The organism is Methylorubrum zatmanii (assembly GCF_014845115.1).
In the GTDB taxonomy this organism is placed as follows: domain Bacteria; phylum Pseudomonadota; class Alphaproteobacteria; order Rhizobiales; family Beijerinckiaceae; genus Methylobacterium; species Methylobacterium zatmanii.
Genome location: NZ_NKUI01000001.1, coordinates 1 through 16813 on the forward strand (window position 1 = coordinate 1; position 16813 = coordinate 16813).

General features: G+C 68.9%; 13 protein-coding genes. 6 read left to right on the forward strand and 7 right to left on the reverse strand.

All coding sequences use genetic code 11. The annotated features are described in order from the left end of the window. Positions 1 to 982 (forward strand): S-methyl-5-thioribose-1-phosphate isomerase (gene mtnA, locus MZTS_RS00005; RefSeq protein WP_192280106.1); only part of this gene is annotated, 982 nt, incomplete at its 5' end. A gap of 6 nt (positions 983 to 988) precedes the next feature. On the opposite strand, the gene MZTS_RS00010 is transcribed toward mtnA, so the two are convergent. The 4 genes from MZTS_RS00010 to MZTS_RS00025 all read right to left on the reverse strand — a co-directional run bounded on the left by MZTS_RS00010 (position 989) and on the right by MZTS_RS00025 (position 6481). Continuing rightward, positions 989 to 2332, reverse strand: a complete 1344-nt coding sequence (locus MZTS_RS00010; protein WP_192280109.1) for a porin — start codon at positions 2330 to 2332, stop codon at positions 989 to 991. Positions 2333 to 2769: 437 nt separating this feature from the next. Next, on the reverse strand, positions 2770 to 3126 hold the full coding sequence (locus tag MZTS_RS00015) for a DUF3140 domain-containing protein (RefSeq protein ID WP_009865216.1): 357 nt from the start codon (positions 3124 to 3126) through the stop codon (positions 2770 to 2772). A 42-nt stretch (positions 3127 to 3168) separates the two neighbouring features. Further along, entirely contained in the window at positions 3169 to 4608 is a 1440-nt protein-coding gene (locus MZTS_RS00020) for an MATE family efflux transporter (RefSeq protein WP_192280112.1), read from the reverse strand. 16 nt (positions 4609 to 4624) lie between these two features. Beyond that, entirely contained in the window at positions 4625 to 6481 is a 1857-nt protein-coding gene (locus MZTS_RS00025) for an ABC transporter ATP-binding protein (RefSeq protein ID WP_192280115.1), read from the reverse strand. A 125-nt stretch (positions 6482 to 6606) separates the two neighbouring features. Between MZTS_RS00025 and MZTS_RS00030 the strand changes: the two genes are divergently transcribed. From MZTS_RS00030 to MZTS_RS00045, 4 genes are all read left to right on the forward strand, one after another. Beyond that, positions 6607 to 7056, forward strand: a complete 450-nt coding sequence (locus MZTS_RS00030; RefSeq protein WP_192280119.1) for a tRNA (cytidine(34)-2'-O)-methyltransferase — start codon at positions 6607 to 6609, stop codon at positions 7054 to 7056. 297 nt (positions 7057 to 7353) lie between these two features. Next, complete coding sequence (locus MZTS_RS00035; RefSeq protein ID WP_192280122.1) at positions 7354 to 9540, forward strand: TonB-dependent siderophore receptor; 2187 nt, start codon at positions 7354 to 7356, stop codon at positions 9538 to 9540. Between the two features lie 42 nt (positions 9541 to 9582). After that, positions 9583 to 10506, forward strand: coding sequence for an oxygen-dependent coproporphyrinogen oxidase (hemF, locus tag MZTS_RS00040; RefSeq protein WP_009866384.1), 924 nt, complete (start codon positions 9583 to 9585; stop codon positions 10504 to 10506). Positions 10507 to 10520: 14 nt separating this feature from the next. Then, positions 10521 to 11639, forward strand: coding sequence for an ATP-dependent DNA helicase (locus tag MZTS_RS00045; protein ID WP_192280124.1), 1119 nt, complete (start codon positions 10521 to 10523; stop codon positions 11637 to 11639). 78 nt (positions 11640 to 11717) lie between these two features. On the opposite strand, the gene MZTS_RS00050 is transcribed toward MZTS_RS00045, so the two are convergent. Then, on the reverse strand, positions 11718 to 12995 hold the full coding sequence (locus MZTS_RS00050; protein ID WP_192280127.1) for an aspartate aminotransferase type Ic: 1278 nt from the start codon (positions 12993 to 12995) through the stop codon (positions 11718 to 11720). A gap of 383 nt (positions 12996 to 13378) precedes the next feature. On the opposite strand from MZTS_RS00050, the gene MZTS_RS00055 reads away from it, so the two are divergent. Further along, complete coding sequence (locus MZTS_RS00055; protein WP_009864258.1) at positions 13379 to 14059, forward strand: response regulator transcription factor; 681 nt, start codon at positions 13379 to 13381, stop codon at positions 14057 to 14059. Positions 14060 to 14220: 161 nt separating this feature from the next. Here the strand turns inward: MZTS_RS00055 and MZTS_RS00060 are convergent, their stop codons facing one another. After that, the gene (locus MZTS_RS00060) at positions 14221 to 15657 is read right to left on the reverse strand and encodes a flagellin N-terminal helical domain-containing protein (RefSeq protein ID WP_192280130.1); all 1437 of its coding nucleotides are present in this window, start codon (positions 15655 to 15657) and stop codon (positions 14221 to 14223) included. Positions 15658 to 16168: 511 nt separating this feature from the next. Then, positions 16169 to 16465 carry a PilZ domain-containing protein gene (locus MZTS_RS00065; protein ID WP_009866112.1) on the reverse strand — a complete coding sequence of 99 codons (297 nt, stop codon included), beginning with the start codon at positions 16463 to 16465 and terminating at the stop codon, positions 16169 to 16171. Positions 16466 to 16813 lie beyond the last annotated feature (348 nt).

The following is a 16813-nucleotide window of genomic DNA, read 5'->3' on the forward strand; positions in this document are numbered from 1 at the left end:
CCTCGACGACGCGGCGGTGGCGATCCGCACCATGGTGGTGCGCGGCGCTCCGCTGATCGGCGTGACCGCCGCCTACGGTCTGGCCCTGGCCCTGCGGGAGGACGCGAGCGAGACCGGGATCGAGCGCGCCTGCGCGACGCTCGCCGCCACGCGGCCGACCGCGATCAACCTGCGCTGGGCCCTCGACCGGATGGCCGCCCCTCTGCGCCGCGCCCCCGAATCCGAGCGCGAGGCCCTGGCCTTCGCCGAAGCCGCGCGGATCGCCGAGGAGGACGTCGCGAGCTGCCGCGCCATCGGCGAGCACGGCGCGAAGATTCTTGCGGAGATCGCCGCGAAGAAGGGCGGCCCGGTCAATGTGCTGACCCACTGCAATGCCGGCTGGCTCGCCACCGTCGATTGGGGCACGGCGCTGGCGCCGATCTACGTGGCGCACGATGCCGGCGTGCCGGTCCATGTCTTCGTGGACGAGACCCGGCCGCGCAACCAGGGCGCGGCGCTGACCGCCTTCGAGCTGAACGCCCACGGCGTGCCGCACACGGTGATCGCCGACAATGCGGGCGGCCACCTGATGCAGCACGGGCAGGTCGATCTCTGCATCGTCGGCTCCGACCGCACCACGGCGACGGGCGACGTGTGCAACAAGATCGGCACCTATCTGAAGGCGCTGGCGGCCTCCGACAACCGCATCCCGTTCTACGCCGCCCTGCCGTTCTCGACCATCGACTGGACTCTTGAGGACGGGGTGCGCGACATCCCGATCGAGGAGCGCGACGCCCGCGAGGTTACGCACCTGACCGGGCGCACCGACGATGGCGGCTTCGCCACCGTCGCCGTGGTGTCCCCCGGCAGCCCGGTGGCCAATCCGGCTTTCGACGTGACCCCGGGCCGGCTCGTCACCGGCCTCATCACCGAGCGGGGCGTCTGCGCCGCCACCGCCGAGGGTCTGGCGGGGCTCTACCCGGAACGGCGCAAGGCTGCCTAAGGCGGATTACCAATAGTACTGCAAGCGCATCTCGGTCAGGGCAACGTCCACGTCGCCACCGTTCGAGACCGGACGGCGGACCTCGTAGCGGCTGTGGTCGAGCTTGATCTTGACGTTGGGCTCGGGGCGCCAGGACAGATCGACGGTCCAGCTTCGCTCGAAGCCGCCGCCGGTCGGCGCGTCCCTGAGGTCGAGGTAGCCGATCCGGCCCGCCAGTTCGAACACGCCGAGCCCGCCCCGGCTGACGCGCTTGTCGTCGGGCAGGGTCATGTCGCCGAAGATGCCGAAATGGGTGCCGTAATTCGGCTGGATGCGGTAGGCGCGCGGCGGACCGTTCAGGGGTATCGCCGCCTCGACATAGGCGCCGTCGAAGCGGCGGCTGCGCCGGTCGGCGGCACCGAGCGGCAACAGGTCTCGCTCGACCTCGTTGCGGATATACTCGCCCTGCACCCGGACCGGCCCGAGCTGCACCGCCGCCTCCAGGCCGAGCCGGGCGAGGCTGCTCGCTCCTGCAATCGCCCGCGTGGTGATGAAGGCGGCGCCGACGGCGTCGGTGGCGTTGAGGGAGTTCAGCGTGGTCGGCCGGTCGTTGCCGTCGAAGCGGCGGTAGCTTCCGGCAATGCCGAGATGCACGAGGTCCGTCTTCTCCAGATACGGCGCGTAGGTCGCCCGCGCGGTCACCGCCTGCCCGCCCATCTCGACGCCGCGATTGATGTTGCCGAGAAAGCCGCCCACCACCGCCGTCCAGCGCTCGCCATTCGCCTCCACCGTCACGCCGACGCTGCGGGCCGGCGCCAGGGCATCCACGGCGGCGCGCTCGATGAAGGTGTCCTGGTTGATGTTGGACATCTGCTGCAGGCTGAACGGCTCGCGCAGGTTGCCCGCGGTGATGATGAACGGCTTGAAGCCGCGATAGGCCACCACCGCGTCGAAGACCGGCTGGAGCAGGTTCGAGGTGTCGATCTGGAGCCCCGCCTCCCAGCTGTCGAGATAGTTGAGATAGGTCTCGTACCAGCCCCGGCGGATCAGGAAGCCCTCCCCGGTGGTGGTGAAGGGCCGGGTCGAGCGAAAGCTGTTGGCGTCGAGATGGATGCGCCCGGTCAGGCGCAGCTTGATCGAGCGATCCTCGGAGACCAGCGAGATGCCCCGCTCGCCGACGCTGACGCCGGTCTTGGGGGCGGCCTGGGGCGGCCGGGCGCCGGATTCGCCGGTCTGCGCCTGGCTCGACGAGCGCCGGGGAGCGGGCGGAGCGCCTCCGTTGCCATGGCCGTTGCCGCGCGTCCGGGCCGTCCGCGCCGATCTCGACCGCTCGTCCCTCTCCGAGACCTCCGCTTCCGGTGCCGCCGCCACCTCGCCTGCGGGGAAGAGCAGGGTCGCCAGCAGCGCCGCCCGGAGCCTGGGCGTCAGGCGCGAGCGGAGCGGGCGATGTCTGCGGAACGCGGAGGAACCTGTCTCAGGCCTCCGGGACGTCGTTGTCGAGAAAAAGTCGGGCGCGGCGGATGAAGGTCGAACCGGGATCAGCATCCGGGGGGCCTAACAGCGTGGCCGCTCCCGACCAAGCTCTGAGCCAGAGAAAGGGGAGAGATCGTCCGGACTTTGTTACGCGGCGATGCGGCTATGCCACAGGCAATCCGAACCTCTACTCCCCGGAATTTGCAGATCGCGAAAGAAGATTGATCGTTACTTTTCGATCTCAGGCGGTTACCTTGCTCGCGGATCGGGCGCCTACGAGAATTTTTGGCCTCCCCGACCGGAAAGACGGCCCCGCGTGAACGGCAGGCCCGGCCTCAATCCTTCAACGGATCGTGGCCCCAATTCATCAGGGACAACCGCCAGGGGGACTCCTTGAGCTTGGATTTGTCGTCCGGGCCACCCTGCTTGAGGTGGCGGTGGATGTAGCCGACGGCCTTCTTCATGTCGGCGTAATCGTCGTCGGTGAGATCGCCCTTCTTCTTGTGAAGGATCTCGACGATGCGGCGGCCCTGCTTATGGCCGGTAGCCTCGCCGCCATCCTTCTTCTGCCCGACCGATTGGCTCTCATCCGTTTCGAGGAATGTCTCGAGGGCCGAGGCGGTCATGTTCACCGCCTCCTTGAAGTCCATCCAGACCGCCTCGTGATCGTCCTTGTCCTGTCGTTCCGCCATGGCCGAGCGTCTCCCGATGTGTCGGGGACGAAAGCGAAACGCTCAGGCCCGGTTCCGCCCGGCCTCCGCCTGCGCGCTTGCGACGCGTGGCGGAGCGGCGCTCAGCCGCCGCCAGCGCAGGACCAGGGACACCGAGACGGCGAGCAGACCGGCGCAGAACCCGGCCCAGATGCCGCGCCCGCCCATGCCGGCGCCCCAGGCGAGGACGGCGCCGAGCGGGACGCCGATGCCCCAATAGCCGATCAGCGCGATCACCATCGGCACCCTTGTGTCCTGCAGGCCGCGCAGGGCGCCGAGCGCCACCGACTGCACCCCGTCCGAGATCGCGAACAGCGCCGAGAAGATCAGGAACCCGGCGGCGACGGGGAAGACGTCGGCGGCGCCGGGCGCCTCCGCGTCGAGGAAGAGGCCGATCAGGGCGTGCGGGGCGAGGGTCTGGACCAGCGCGCAGGCCACCATGAAGCCGAAGCCGAGCCAGAGCGCGACGGCCCCGGCCCGGCGCAGACCTGCTTGATCGGCGGCGCCGAACGCGCGACCGACCCGCACCGTCGCCGCCTGCCCGATGCCGTTGGGAACCATGAAGCAGGTCGCGGCGATCTGGAGCGTGATCGCGTGGGCGGCGAGCGGCACCGTGCCGAAGGTGCCCATCGCCACGGTCGCCGCCTCGAACAATCCGGCCTCGGCGATGCCGGCCACGCCCATCGGCAGGCCGACCCGCACCACGCGGGCAAGCCGCGCGGCATCGAGCTGCCACAGGCGGGCGAACATCCGGTGGCGGTGGAGATGACGGTCGAGCCGGATCGCTCCCACCAGCGCGCCGAGCGCCAGGAACTCGGTGACGACGGTGCCGAGCGCGACGCCGACGATGCCGAGATCCGGCGGCCCGAAGGCGAAGAAGGCGCCGAGGGCGAGGTTGAGGGGAAGCGCTGTCAGGCTCACCGCCAGCGGCGGCCCCGGGCGCTGGAGCGCGGCCAGCGCGCCCTTCAGCACCATGAAGGCGAGGGCCGGGAACATCCACCATTGCAGCACCCGCATATAGGCGCCGGCATCGCGGGCCGCGGCCGGATCCTGGTGGAGCAGGCCGAGCAGCGCCTCGGTGAACCAGAGCACCGGCATCAGCGCCATGGTCACGAGGAAGCCGACCCATAAACCCGCCCGGACAGTGCGGCGGACCTCGCCCTCCTCCTGCCGGCCCGCGGCCCGGCCGATGGCCTCGGCGACGAGGGGCGCCACCGACGAGGTGAGACCGATGCCGCCGATGAACAGCAGCAGATAGAGGCTGGTGGCGAGGGCCCCGGCGGCGATGGGCTCGGCCCCGAGCCGGCCGAGCAGCACCGCGTTCGACGCCACCAGCCCGTGCTGGGCGAGGTTGATGAGGACGAGCGGGGCCGAGAGCCTCAGCGTCGCGCGCAGCTCATCGCGCCAGGGCGAGGCCGGTGGCCGCCCGAGGCCCTCCGCCGCGAGGCTCGGTGAAAGCGTCACGATCTCCGTCCCTGTGTCACGATGCGGGAGCCGAGGCCCGGTCCCCCAGGAAGCCGCCGGACTGGCGGTGCCACAGGTCGGCATAGAGGCCGCCGCGCCGGATCAGCTCGGCATGGCTGCCCTCCTCGACGATCCGGCCGCGATCGATCACGATCAGCCGGTCCAGGGCCGCGATGGTCGAGAGCCGGTGGGCGATGGCGAGCACGGTCTTGCCGCCCATCAGCGTGTCGAGCGCCTCCTGGATCGCCGCCTCGACCTGGCTGTCGAGGGCGCTCGTCGCCTCGTCGAGGATCAGGATCGGCGCGTCCTTGAGGATGACGCGGGCGATGGCGATGCGCTGGCGCTGCCCGCCCGACAGCTTCACGCCCCGCTCACCGACATGGGCATCGTAGCCGCGCCGGCCCTTGTGATCGACGAGATCGAGGATGAAGTCGTGGGCATGCGCCAGCCGCGCCGCCCGCTCGATCTCCGCATCGCTCGCATCCGGGCGGCCATAGGCGATGTTGTCGCGGATCGAGCGGTGCAGCAGCGAGGTGTCCTGGCTGACCATCGCGACGGCGCAGCGCAGGGAATCCTGGGTCACCCCGGCGATGTCCTGGCCATCCACGAGGATGCGCCCGCCCTCCACGTCATGCAGGCGCAGCAGCAGCGACGTGATCGTGCTCTTGCCCGCGCCGCTGACGCCGACGAGCCCGACCTTCTCCCCCGGCCGGATCTGGAAGGAGAGGCGCTCGATGATGCTGGCATCGCCCCGGCCGTAGTGGAAATCCACGTTCTCGAACCGGATCTCGCCGCCGGTGACCTGAAGCGCCCGGGCATCGGGGGCATCGGTGAGGCCGTGCGGCCGGGCGATGGTCTGCATGCTCTCCTGGATCACGCCGACATTCTCGAACACGCCACGCACCGTCTGCATCACCCAGCCCGACATCGCCATCAGCCGCATGATCAGGGCGAGGCCGGCGGAGGCCTCGCCGGTGGTCATGGCGTTGCGCTGCCAGAGGGCGAAGCAGACGGAGGCCGTGACGAACAGGAGCAGGCTGTTGAGCCCCCCGAGCAGGGTCGTCGTCAGCGTGGTCAGGCGGAACTGGTGGAGATAGGCCTTGGTGTGGATATCGACCGCATCGCGCACGGCGGCGCGCTCCTCCCGGTCGCGGGCGAACAGCTTGACGGTGAGGATGTTGGTGTAGCTGTCGACCACCCGGCCGATCAGGCCCGAGCGGGTCTCGGCGGTGCGGTGCGAGCGCTCGCGGGCGCGCGGGACGAACCACGCCGTCAGGCCGGCATAGGCCGCGACCCAGATCACCACCGGCAGCACCAGCCAGACGGAGATCGAGGAGAACAGCCCGATGGCGGTGACCGCGTAGATCGCCACGTAGAGCAGCGTGTCGATGAACACGACCGCCAGTTCCCGCACCGCCGGCCCGACCTGCACCACGCGGTTGGCGAGCCGCCCGGCGAAATCCGCCTGGAAATACGAGAGCGAATGGCCGAGCGTGTAGAGATGCGTGCGCCAGCGGATCTGGTTGGTCGATTGCGGCACGATGAGCTGGTTCGAGGCGAGTTCGTGCAGCCAGACCGCGACGGGCCGCACCACCAGCAACAGGAGCGCCGCCAGGGACAGCGGCACGGCGTTGTCGGTGAGAACGGAGGCGCGGTCGGCCCCGTTCATCAGGTCGATGAACCAGCGCAGCAGCAGGTAGAGCGAGGCCTCGATGGCGCCCGCGACCACGGCGATGACGAACAGCAGGATCAGCGCGCCGCGGATCGGCCGCAGGTAGAATCCGGCGAAGCCGAGAACCGTTTTAGGCGGGACGCGCCGGTCGTCGAAGGGCGCGAACGGATCGATGCGGCGCTCGAGCCAATCGAGGAGCATGGTTGTGATAACCGAATGGATGATGAGCGGTTGAGGTAAGCCTTCTTGACGCCGGGCCAAGCCCGCGCCCATGCCGCAGGCAAGACCCTGCCCCGCCTTGCCACGCCGCCCGAGTTCTGTCCGCGATGCTGCGCCTCGCCCTGTACCAGCCCGATATCCCGCAGAACACGGGGACGATGCTGCGCATGGCCGCCTGCCTCGGGGTGGCGGTGGAGATCATCGAGCCGGCAGGCTTCGACGTGTCGGACCGGCATCTGCGCCGCTCGGGGCTCGACTATCTCGACCATGTGGCGATCACCCGGCACCGCTCCTGGGACGCCTTCGAGGCGTGGCGGCGCGAGGCCGGCATCCGCCTCGTTCTCGCCACTACCCGGGGCTCGGTGCCCTACACCGACCACGCCTTCCGCGACGGCGACTGCCTGATGATGGGCCGGGAATCGGCGGGCGTGCCCGAGCCGGTCCATGCCGCCGCCGATGCCCGCGTGGTGGTGCCGATCCGACCGGGCCTGCGCTCGCTCAACGTCGCGGTCTGCGCCGCGATGATGCTGGGCGAGGCGATCCGGCAGGTGGGTTGAGGGCCGGGACGGATTCCGGCGGATCCCCGCGCCCTGGAAGCATGCCGGACCAGCACAACCTCAGACCGTCTTGCTCGACCCTATGACGGCGTGGCTAAAAAGAAACGCTGCCCGCAAAAACCCACGGGCAAAACTGTCATGATCACCCTCAACTTCCACGCAATACCTCGACAAAGCACAAGCATTACCCCCGTAGTTTTAAATTATTCTATTTGCAGAAACACAGCCTGTGTTGCACGGCTCGGCGACCCGTTCTAGCTGCTCCCAATCGGATACAGAGCGGATCTCGGATTTCGTATGGCGTATACGGTGCGCAAACGGTTGCACTACGGTGCGGCTACCCTGCTCGCGAGTGCGGCCGGCCTAGGCCTTCCCAGCGCCCCACGCGCGCAGGAGGCGGTGACGCTGGAGACGCTGAGCGTCGAGGGCGCCGGCCGGGGCGGTGTCGGGCTGAGCGGATCGGGGGGCGAGAGTGCCTTCGGCCCCGTGCCCGGATATGTCGCCAAGCGCAGCGCCACCGGCACCAAGACCGACACCGCGCTCGCCGAGACACCGCAATCGATCAGCGTCGTCGGCGAGCAGCAGGTCCGGGAACAGGCGGCCACGAGCGTGCAGGAAGCCCTCCGCTACACAGCCGGCGTCGCGGCCGAAGCCTACGGCCCGAGCACCCGCGGCGACTACCCGCGCATCCGCGGCTCCAATGCCGCCATCTTCCTCGACGGCCTGCGCCTGAAGGATCCGGACGTCTTCAACGAACCCCGGCCCGACCCCTATACCCTGTCGCGCTTCGAGGTGCTGCGCGGCCCCGCCTCGACGCTCTACGGGTCGAGCCCCGTCGGCGGCTTGATCAATCTCGTCTCGAAGCGCCCCCTCGACGTGCCCTACACCGAGGCCGGAATCCGGTTCGGCAATTACGGCTGGAAGGAAGCCTTCACCGATTCGACCGGACGCCTGAGCGAGGACGGGCAGTTCCTGTACCGCTTCGTCGGAGTCGGCCGGCTCGCCGATGCGCAGACCGATTTCGTGGCTAACGACCGCTACGTCATCAACCCGTCGGTGACGTGGCGGCCCTCCGCCGACACGAGCTGGACACTGATCGGCCTGCAGCAGAAGGATGCGTTCGGCGCCTCCGACGCCTTCCTGCCGCGCGAGGGGACGCTCTATGCCGGGCCCAACGGCTTCATCCCGCTGAACCGCTTCACGGGCGATCCGAACTTCAACCGCTACGAGACCGAGACGAGTTCGATCACCAGCCTGTTCGAGCACCGCTTCGACGACAGTCTGATCCTGCGGCAGAACCTGCGCTACAGCCACATCGACGGCACGTATCAATCGGCCTACGGCAACGTCTATACGCTGACGCCGAGCGCGGATTTGCCGAACGCACCGTTCCTCGACCCGGCCCGCCGGACGGTCGACCGGTTCACCTACCGGGTCAGCTCCATCAAAGACCGGATCACCACCGACACCAACCTGCAGGGACGCTTCGACACCGGCCCGATCTCGCATACGGTGCTCGGCGGCGTGGATTTCCGCCAGCAATGGGACAGCACCCGCACCGGCTTCGGCACCGATCCGCGCCCGTTCGACCTCTACGCGCCGGTCTATCTCAGCGTGACGCCGCCGGATCTCGGCGCGCCGACCGCGCTGTCGCAAAATCAGACCGGCCTCTATCTCCAGGATCAGATCAAGTTCGGCCAATGGATCGTGCTCGCCACCGTGCGGCATGATTGGGTCAACAACGCCACGCGCGGCGGCGAAAGCACCTCCGGCGAGGCCACCACCGGCCGTATCGGCCTGATGTACGCCTTCGAGAACGGGCTGACGCCCTACGTCTCCTACGCGACCTCGTTCACCCCGATCTTCGGGGCCAATGTTTGCGCCGGCGGCGCCTGCCGGCCGATCGAGGGCGAGCAGATCGAGGGCGGGTTCAAGTACAATCCGACCCCCTGGTTCGCGGTCAACGCGGCGGTCTACGATACGGTGGAGCGCAACCGCCTCACCCCCGATCCGAGCGGCCTGCCGATCTCGATCCAGACCGGCAAGGTCAAGATCCAGGGCGGCGACATCGAAGCCATCGCCACGATCAACGGCGACACCAACATCATCGCCAGCTACGCCTACACCGATGCCCGCTACGCGGCCGGCGACAATGCCGGGGCCCGGGTCGAGACGCAGCCGCTGCACCTCGCCTCGCTCTGGGTGACGCACCGCTTCACCCTCTCCGACGTGCCCGGCAGCTTCCTCGTCGGCGGCGGCGTTCGCTACATCGGCGAATCCTTCGACGGCTCGCTCAACAGCTTCAACACGCCGGCGGTGACCCTGGCCGACGCGCTGATCGGCTGGGAGGACGCCCATTGGCGGGCGCAGCTCAACGTCTCCAACATCGCCGACACGAAGTACCTCTCGACCTGCCTCGCCCGCGGCGACTGCTTCGTCGGCACGAGGCGCACGATCCTCGGCAGCCTGACCTACAAGTTCTGAGGCCGAATTGACGGATCGCCCCCCGAATGGGAAAGCCTTCGCATGGCTGACGCGCAGGCTTCCCCGCTCCCCTCACCCGACGATCTCGCCGCGCTGAAGAGCGAGGCGGGGGCATGGTTCGCCACCCTGCGCGACCGGATCGTGGCGGCGCTGGAAACCCTGGAGGACGAGGCCGAGGGCCCGTTCGATCCCGACGCCCCGGCGGAAGCGGGCCGGTTCATCAAGACGCCGTGGCAGCGCACCGACCATAGCGGCGCGCCGGGCGGCGGCGGCGTCATGGCGATGCTGAAGGGCCGCGTGTTCGAGAAGGCGGGCGTTCACATCTCCACCGTCCACGGCGAGTTCGCACCGGAATTCCGGGCGCAGATGCCGGGCGCGGCGGAGGATCCGCGCTTCTTCGCCACCGGCATCTCGCTGATCGTCCACCCCTGGAACCCGAACGTGCCGACGGTGCACATGAACACGCGCTTCGTCGTCACGACGAAGGCGTGGTTCGGCGGCGGGGCCGATCTGACGCCCGTCCTCGACCGGCGGCGTACCCAGGAAGACCCGGACACGCAGCACTTCCACGCCTGCCTGCGGGAGGCCTGCGAGGCGCATGCCCCGGCCGCGAACTACGAGAAGTACAAGGCGTGGTGTGACGAGTATTTCCATCTGAAGCACCGCAACGAACCGCGGGGCATCGGCGGCATCTTCTACGATTATCACTGGACCGGTGAGCCGCAGGCGGATCTCGCCTTCACGCGCGATGTCGGGCAGGCCTTCCTGAAGGCTTATCCCGAGATCGTCCGGCGCAACCTCGCCCGAGCCTGGACCGAGGCCGACCGGCTTGAGCAGCAGGTGCGGCGCGGGCGCTACGTCGAGTTCAACCTGCTCTACGACCGCGGCACCATCTTCGGCCTGAAGACCGGCGGCAACGTCGCCTCGATCCTGTCCTCCCTGCCCCCGACCGTGCGCTGGCCGTAACCGCCCGCGACGCCATGGCCGATTCCCTTCCCACCCAGTTCGCTCCGCAGCAGGACGCGGCCCTCAAGGCCATCGCCCGCTGGCGCAAGGAGGGCGGGTCACAGGTCTTCCGGCTGTTCGGCTATGCCGGCACCGGCAAGACGACTCTGGCCCGCCGCATCGCCGACGACGTCGACGGGCCGGTGGTCTACGGCGCCTTCACCGGCAAGGCGGCCTCGGTCATGCGCCAGCGCGGCTGCCACGACGCGGCGACGATCCACTCGCTGATCTACCGAACCAAGGAGGGCGACGAGGGCGGCCCGACCTTCACCCTCAACCGCACCGGCCCGGCGGCCAAGGCCGACCTCATCATCATCGACGAGTGCTCGATGGTGGATTCCGACCTCGGGAACGACCTGCTCTCCTTCGACAAGCCGGTGCTGGTTCTGGGCGATCCGGCCCAGCTGCCGCCGGTGCGCGGCGGCGGCTTCTTCACCGAGGCCGAGCCCGACGTGATGCTCACTGACGTGCACCGACAGGCCGCCGACGACCCGATCGTGCGCATGGCCATGACGATCCGCGAAGGCGGCCGGCTCGATCTCGGCGAGTTCGGCGAGAGCCGGGTGATCCGGCGGCGGGACATCGACCCCGCGCAGGTGCTCGATTGCGATCAGGTGCTGGTGGGCCTCAACCGCACCCGCCGCCTCTACAACAACCGCCTGCGGGAACTGGCCGGCCACACCGACCCGATGCCGTCGGTCGGTGAGAAGCTGGTCTGCCTGAGGAACGACCGCACCAAGGGCCTGCTCAACGGCTCGACCTGGACGGTGCAGGCCCTGCGCGCCCCGCCCCGCCCCGACACGATCCGCCTCGACGTGGTGCCGGAGGACGATCCGGCGGTGCGCCGCCGCGCCGTCGACATCAAGGTGCTGCGGCAGGTGATCGAGGGGTCGGAGGAAGAGATCCCGCTGTTCCTGCGGCGCGAGACCGACGAATTCACCTACGGCTACGCGCTGACGGTCCACAAGGCGCAAGGGTCGCAATGGGACAAGGTAGTCCTGTTCGACGAATCCTACGCGTTCCGCGAGCACCGGGCCCGCTGGCTCTATACCGGCCTGACGCGGGCGGCGCGGGCGATCACGGTCGTGGTGTAACGGCCTGCTCGGGGGACAGCAGCGCATCGCCTTGAAACTGTGTTTCAGGGCGATGCGCTGTCCGAGGAGAGGCGGGGTTCAGCCCGCCGCCTGCGCCTCCACCGCCGCCAGCAGCGTGCAGAGCGCCACGGCCTCCGCCGCCTTGCGCACGGCGTCGAGGCTCGGGAAGGTCGGCGCGATGCGCAGGGTGCGGTCGTGCGGATCCTTGCCGTAGGGATGCGTCGCGCCGGCCGGCGTCAATGCGATGCCCGCCTCGCCCGCCAGCCTCACCACCTCGGTGGCGGTGCCGTCGGTGACATCGAGGGTGATGAAGTAGCCGCCCAGCGGGCTCGTCCAGCGGGCAACCTCCCAGCCGTCGAGCCGGGCGGCGAAGGCCTCGCTCACGGCCGCGAATTTCGGCGCGATCAGCGCCCGGTGCCGCTCCATATGCGCCGCGATGCCCGCCGCATCGCGCAGGAAGCGGACGTGGCGGAGCTGGTTGAGCTTGTCGGGCCCGATGCTGCGCCGCCCGGCCTGGGCGAGATACCATTTCACGTTCGCGGGCGAGGAGGCCAGCAGGGCGAGGCCGGCGCCCGCCAGGGTCACTTTCGAGGTCGAGGCGAAGATGATCGGCCGGTCGGGATGTCCAGCCTCGGCGCAGGCTTCCAGAATGTTGACGAGGGAGGGCCGCGCCTCGGTGAGGTGATGCACCGCGTAGGCATTGTCCCACAGGATGCGGAAATCGGGCGCGGCGGTCTTGAGGCTTGCGAGCCGGCGCACGGTCTCGTCCGAATAGGTCTCGCCGCTCGGGTTCGAGTATTGCGGCACGCACCAGATGCCCTTCACGGCCGGATCGGCGACCGCCCGCTCCACCGCCGCCATGTCCGGCCCCTCCCCCGTCATGGGGATCGGGATCATGCGGATGCCGAAGCCCTCGCACAGGGTGAAGTGGCGGTCGTAGCCGGGCACGGGGCAGAGGATCGCGATCGGCTCCTGCTTCGACCACGGCCCCTGCCCGCCGGGCACGCCCTTCAGCAGCGCGTAGACGAGCACGTCGTGCATCAGCGCAAGGCTCGAATTGTTGGCGACCACGATCTGCTCGGGCGGAGCACCGAGGACCGGCGCGAACAAGGCCCGTGTTTCGGCCAAGCCCTGCAGGTTGCCATAGTTGCGCGCGTCGGTGCCGTCCTCGGCGGTGGTGTCGCGGTTGCCGGGCAGGGCCAGCATCCCGGCGGCGAGATCGAGCTGGTCCGAGGCGGGCTTGCCCCGGGTCATGTCCAGCTTCAGCCCCTGCGCTTTGAGGGCCTCGAATTCACGCCGCAGGTCGGAGCGCAGCTCCGCCAGAGCTTTGGGCGACAGGGTGGTCAGCGACGGCATGGGAATCCTCGTGGCAGTGCCGAGCCCGCGTTCCAACCCGCGACGTCGCGCCGGTCAAGGCCGCAATGATGGAAAGCGGTGCGTCGCAGCCGCGGGCGACCGGCCGCCCTGTGGCACATCTGTCACGGGAGCGGGTGCCACAGTCGCGGTGTCCTAACGCCCGATCAACCTATTAACGCGTTGTTAACCTTTCCGACCAAAAAGCTAAAACCGTCAAATGTTGCACTGACCCGATGCGGGAAAGCCTCTGACAGTCTCGAGGCAACCTCTCCATCGAATCGTTGCTTCGTTCGGCAGCTCATCAACAATCCAACGAGCCATCGCGGCGCGCAGCGGATAGCTGTGTCCGTCGCCATGACCTCGCACATCTTCGGTGTCGCACGATGTACATCGTCATCGACGAACGGCAGAGCGTGACCGACCATTACGTCGCCGGCTTCGGTGCGGAGGGCGTGCAGGCGCGGGGCCTCGCCGCCGAGACCATGAGAGGCTGGCTCGGCGCCGCCCCGCGGATCGACGTGGAGGCCATCGACGGCTTCCTGATCGGCGACTGTGCCGACCGTACTTCCTGCACGGTGGCGATCCGCTCGCTCAGCCGGGCGCCGATCATCGCCCTCAACGAGACCCGCTCACTGGAGCAGACCCTGGCCCTGTTCACGGTCGGCATCGACGACGTGGTGCGCAAGCCCGTCCATGTCCGCGAGATCATCGCCCGGGCGACCGCGATCCGGCGCCGGACGGGCCGGGGCGCCGAGCCGGCCCCCGCCCCCGACCGGGACGGCCGCCTTCAGGTCTATACCGATGGGCGCGATCCGGAGATCGACGGCGATTGCCTGATCCTGCCCCGTCGCGAGCGGGACATCCTCGAATATCTCGCCAAGAACCGCGGCCGGCAGGTCACGAAGGGCCAGATCTTCACGGCCGTCTACGGCAACCTCGACATCGACGTGGAGGAGAGCGTCGTGGAGGGTCACATCAGCAAGCTGCGCAAGAAGCTGCGGATGCGACTCGGCTACGATCCGATCGAGGCCAAGCGAATGGCGGGCTACACCTTCATCGGATGATGCTGCGATCGAAGCATCTTTTCACCCGGGCCGGTGCTCTCATCGTCTGAATGGACGAACCCAACGCCGACGATACAAAAAAGGGCCGCGCTCGGTGTGAGCGCGGCCCTTCTCGCTGGCGCCCCGGCCCGGCTGAAGCGCCGGACCGGGAGGGCCCTGGATTACCGGAACAGCGACAGGACGTTCTGGCTGCCGGAATTGGCGATCGAGAGGGCCTGGACCGCGAGCTGCTGCTGGGTCTGGAGCGCCTTCAGCTTGGTCGACTCCTCCTCGATATCGGCATCGACCAGGATGCCGATGGTGCGATCGTTGGCCTTCATCAGCGAGTCGACGAAGGTCTTCTGGCCGTCGATCTGGGTCTTGCTGGCGCCGAGCTTGGTGCCGGCATCGGTGACCTTGGCGATCGCCTTCTCGACCTGCGTGATGATGTTGCGCAGGGTGGTGTCGCCGGAGGTTCCGACCAGACCCGAGATGTCGATGGCGGTGGAGGAGACGCCGACGCCGCCGACGGAGTAACCGGTGGTGGAGTCCACTGTGTCGAGGATGCCCTTGCCGACCGCCGTGCCGGCGGCGGAGCCCTTGCCGGTGCGGGCGTCGGTGCCCGCCGTCCCGGTGCCGAAGCCGACATCGATCAGAGCATTGGAGCCGGACGCGGCCACGTTCTGGACCGTGACCTGGGCGTCGGTGCCGGAGCCCTTGGCCGTCGAGGTGAAGGTGAGGCGGCCCGAAGCGTCGAGCGAGGCCGTGACCTTGCCGGCAAGCGGCGTCGCGGTGGTATCGGCGGAGATCTGGTTGTTGATCGCGTTCAGGAATTCCGTCGTCGTTACCCGAGCCAGATTCGCGGCGGCCGAGGCCATGGTCGAGCTGTTGAGGGTGATCGTCGCCGTCGAACCGTCGCCGAGGGAGAGCGAGAAGGCGACCTCGTTGGTGCCGCTGAAGTCGGCGGTGCCGCGGTTGGCGACGGTGGCGTCGGCGGGGCGGAAGGCCGTCGTGCCGGTCAGCGAGGTGGTGCCGAACACCTGGCCGGCGGTCGCCGCCGTAGTGATGCTGCTCGAATTGACGTCGTAGAGCTTCACCGCATTCACATCGACGCCGATCATCGAGAAGGAGACGGTGCCCGAGGTGCTGCGGGAGAAGCCCGCCACGACGTTCTGCGTGGCTTGGTAGGCGGTGTTGCTCGGCGAGGAATCGACCGACAGCCAGTTCTGGCCCGAGGAGGTCGACGAGTCGGCCGTGGCCTTCATCTTGTCCTGGATGGCCTTGATCTCGGTCTGGACCTTGGCGCGGTCCACACCCGGCTGCAGCGCCGTCTGCAGCTTGGCGCGCATGTTCTGGAGATCGGCCAGAACCGAGTTCAGGCCGTTATAGGCGGTATCGACCGCCGAGGAGCCGAGGCCCAGGGAGTCCTTCACCGCCGAGAGCGAGGCGTTGTCGGTCCGCACCGTGGTGGCGATCGACCAGTAGGCAGCGTTGTCGGAGGCGGTCGAGACGCGCTGGCCGGTCGAGACGCGGTTGGAGGTGGCGTCGAGGTTGGTGTTGATGCTCTTCAGCGTGGTCAACGCCGTCATCGCCGAGATGTTGGTCAGCAGGCTGGTCACGGATCTGTCTTCCGGAAAAGTAAGGACGGGAGGGTGGTTCGGGACCGGGCTCAAACCGGTGCGGCCGCACGGCTCATGGAAGAGCCGCAATGAGCCCGTCGAGGCTCGCGAAACCGCGCGTCACACCTCCGGACTCGCACCGGATCAGCGGATCGACATCATGTCTTTGGGCTCCCTTAGGGATCCCACCCACTGGCCTATTCTCGGAAGCGGCACCCGTGATGGTTACGGCGGCGCTTCTCGATGTCCCGATAATCGGGGCATCGCGTTACGAAGCGATTAAGGGCGCCCTCTCCGCCTCATCCGGCACGCCGTCCTCGCCAGCCGCGCGGCGGGGCTGTGGAAAGGCCGGACAACGGTCCGGCTCCCATTCCGGCCGCTCGGGCCGGCTGCGTGCGGGCTCGGTTCACGGACGTCGCGCGACGACGGACGGCGAACGGCCGCCAGAGGACGGGACCGCGGGAGATCGGCAGAAGCGCGGAGCGCCGGTAGCGGGTGGCGGGGACCGGACCTACCGGAACGGCCCGGCCTCTCCCTCGAATGCGACGCCGACGAGGTCGTCCCGGCGCCAGCGGAGCCGGGCCGTCATCGTCCGAAGGTCGTGCCCGGCGATCACAAGGGAGAAGGTCTCGGGCAGAGCCTGATCGGGGGCGACCCGGATCATCGCCCCCCGGCCGGACAGGTCGCGCACGGTGCAGGCCAGCAGCCGCTCCGGGCCGAGAACGATGCGCCCCTGCTGCAACACGCGGTGACGCTTCGCCGCCCGCTTCCTCGGCGCGTCCGAAACGGTCTCCCGCGAATTGGCCATGCTCGCGCCCCGGCGCCCCTCGACATCCTCGAATTAAGTGCCGTCCGGGGTTCTGTCGATGCGGCCGCAGGCGCTGTCGCGCGGCATCGTTAACCCGGCGTCAAGCATAACCGTTCACGGTTCGTGAACCGGAACGACCCCGCCGGACGCGCGCAGCGCTGCCGCGACCGGAATCCGAGTTCAAGACCTGCATGACGCGCCTATCCCCGAGGCGGCCGACCTCCGGCCCCGCCCAGACCCACCTGCGCCTGCCGGACAGGCCGCTGGCGGAGAGCGTCGCGGCCCGGCGTGCCCGCGAGGCGGCGACCGAGCGCGCGACCCTCGCCGGCCTCGTCCTGTTCGCCCTGA

Bases quoted from the DNA above. Each gene is read 5' to 3' on its own strand.
- MZTS_RS00015 (WP_009865216.1), bottom strand. From the start codon at position 3,126: ATGGCGGAACGACAGGACAAGGACGATCACGAGGCGGTCTGGATGGAC.
- MZTS_RS00025 (WP_192280115.1), bottom strand. From the start codon at position 6,481: ATGCTCCTCGATTGGCTCGAGCGCCGCATCGATCCGTTCGCGCCCTTC.
- MZTS_RS00030 (WP_192280119.1), top strand. From the start codon at position 6,607: ATGCTGCGCCTCGCCCTGTACCAGCCCGATATCCCGCAGAACACGGGG.
- MZTS_RS00035 (WP_192280122.1), top strand. From the start codon at position 7,354: ATGGCGTATACGGTGCGCAAACGGTTGCACTACGGTGCGGCTACCCTG.
- hemF (WP_009866384.1), top strand. From the start codon at position 9,583: ATGGCTGACGCGCAGGCTTCCCCGCTCCCCTCACCCGACGATCTCGCC.
- MZTS_RS00045 (WP_192280124.1), top strand. From the start codon at position 10,521: ATGGCCGATTCCCTTCCCACCCAGTTCGCTCCGCAGCAGGACGCGGCC.
- MZTS_RS00050 (WP_192280127.1), bottom strand. From the start codon at position 12,995: ATGCCGTCGCTGACCACCCTGTCGCCCAAAGCTCTGGCGGAGCTGCGC.
- MZTS_RS00055 (WP_009864258.1), top strand. From the start codon at position 13,379: ATGTACATCGTCATCGACGAACGGCAGAGCGTGACCGACCATTACGTC.
- MZTS_RS00065 (WP_009866112.1), bottom strand. From the start codon at position 16,465: ATGGCCAATTCGCGGGAGACCGTTTCGGACGCGCCGAGGAAGCGGGCG.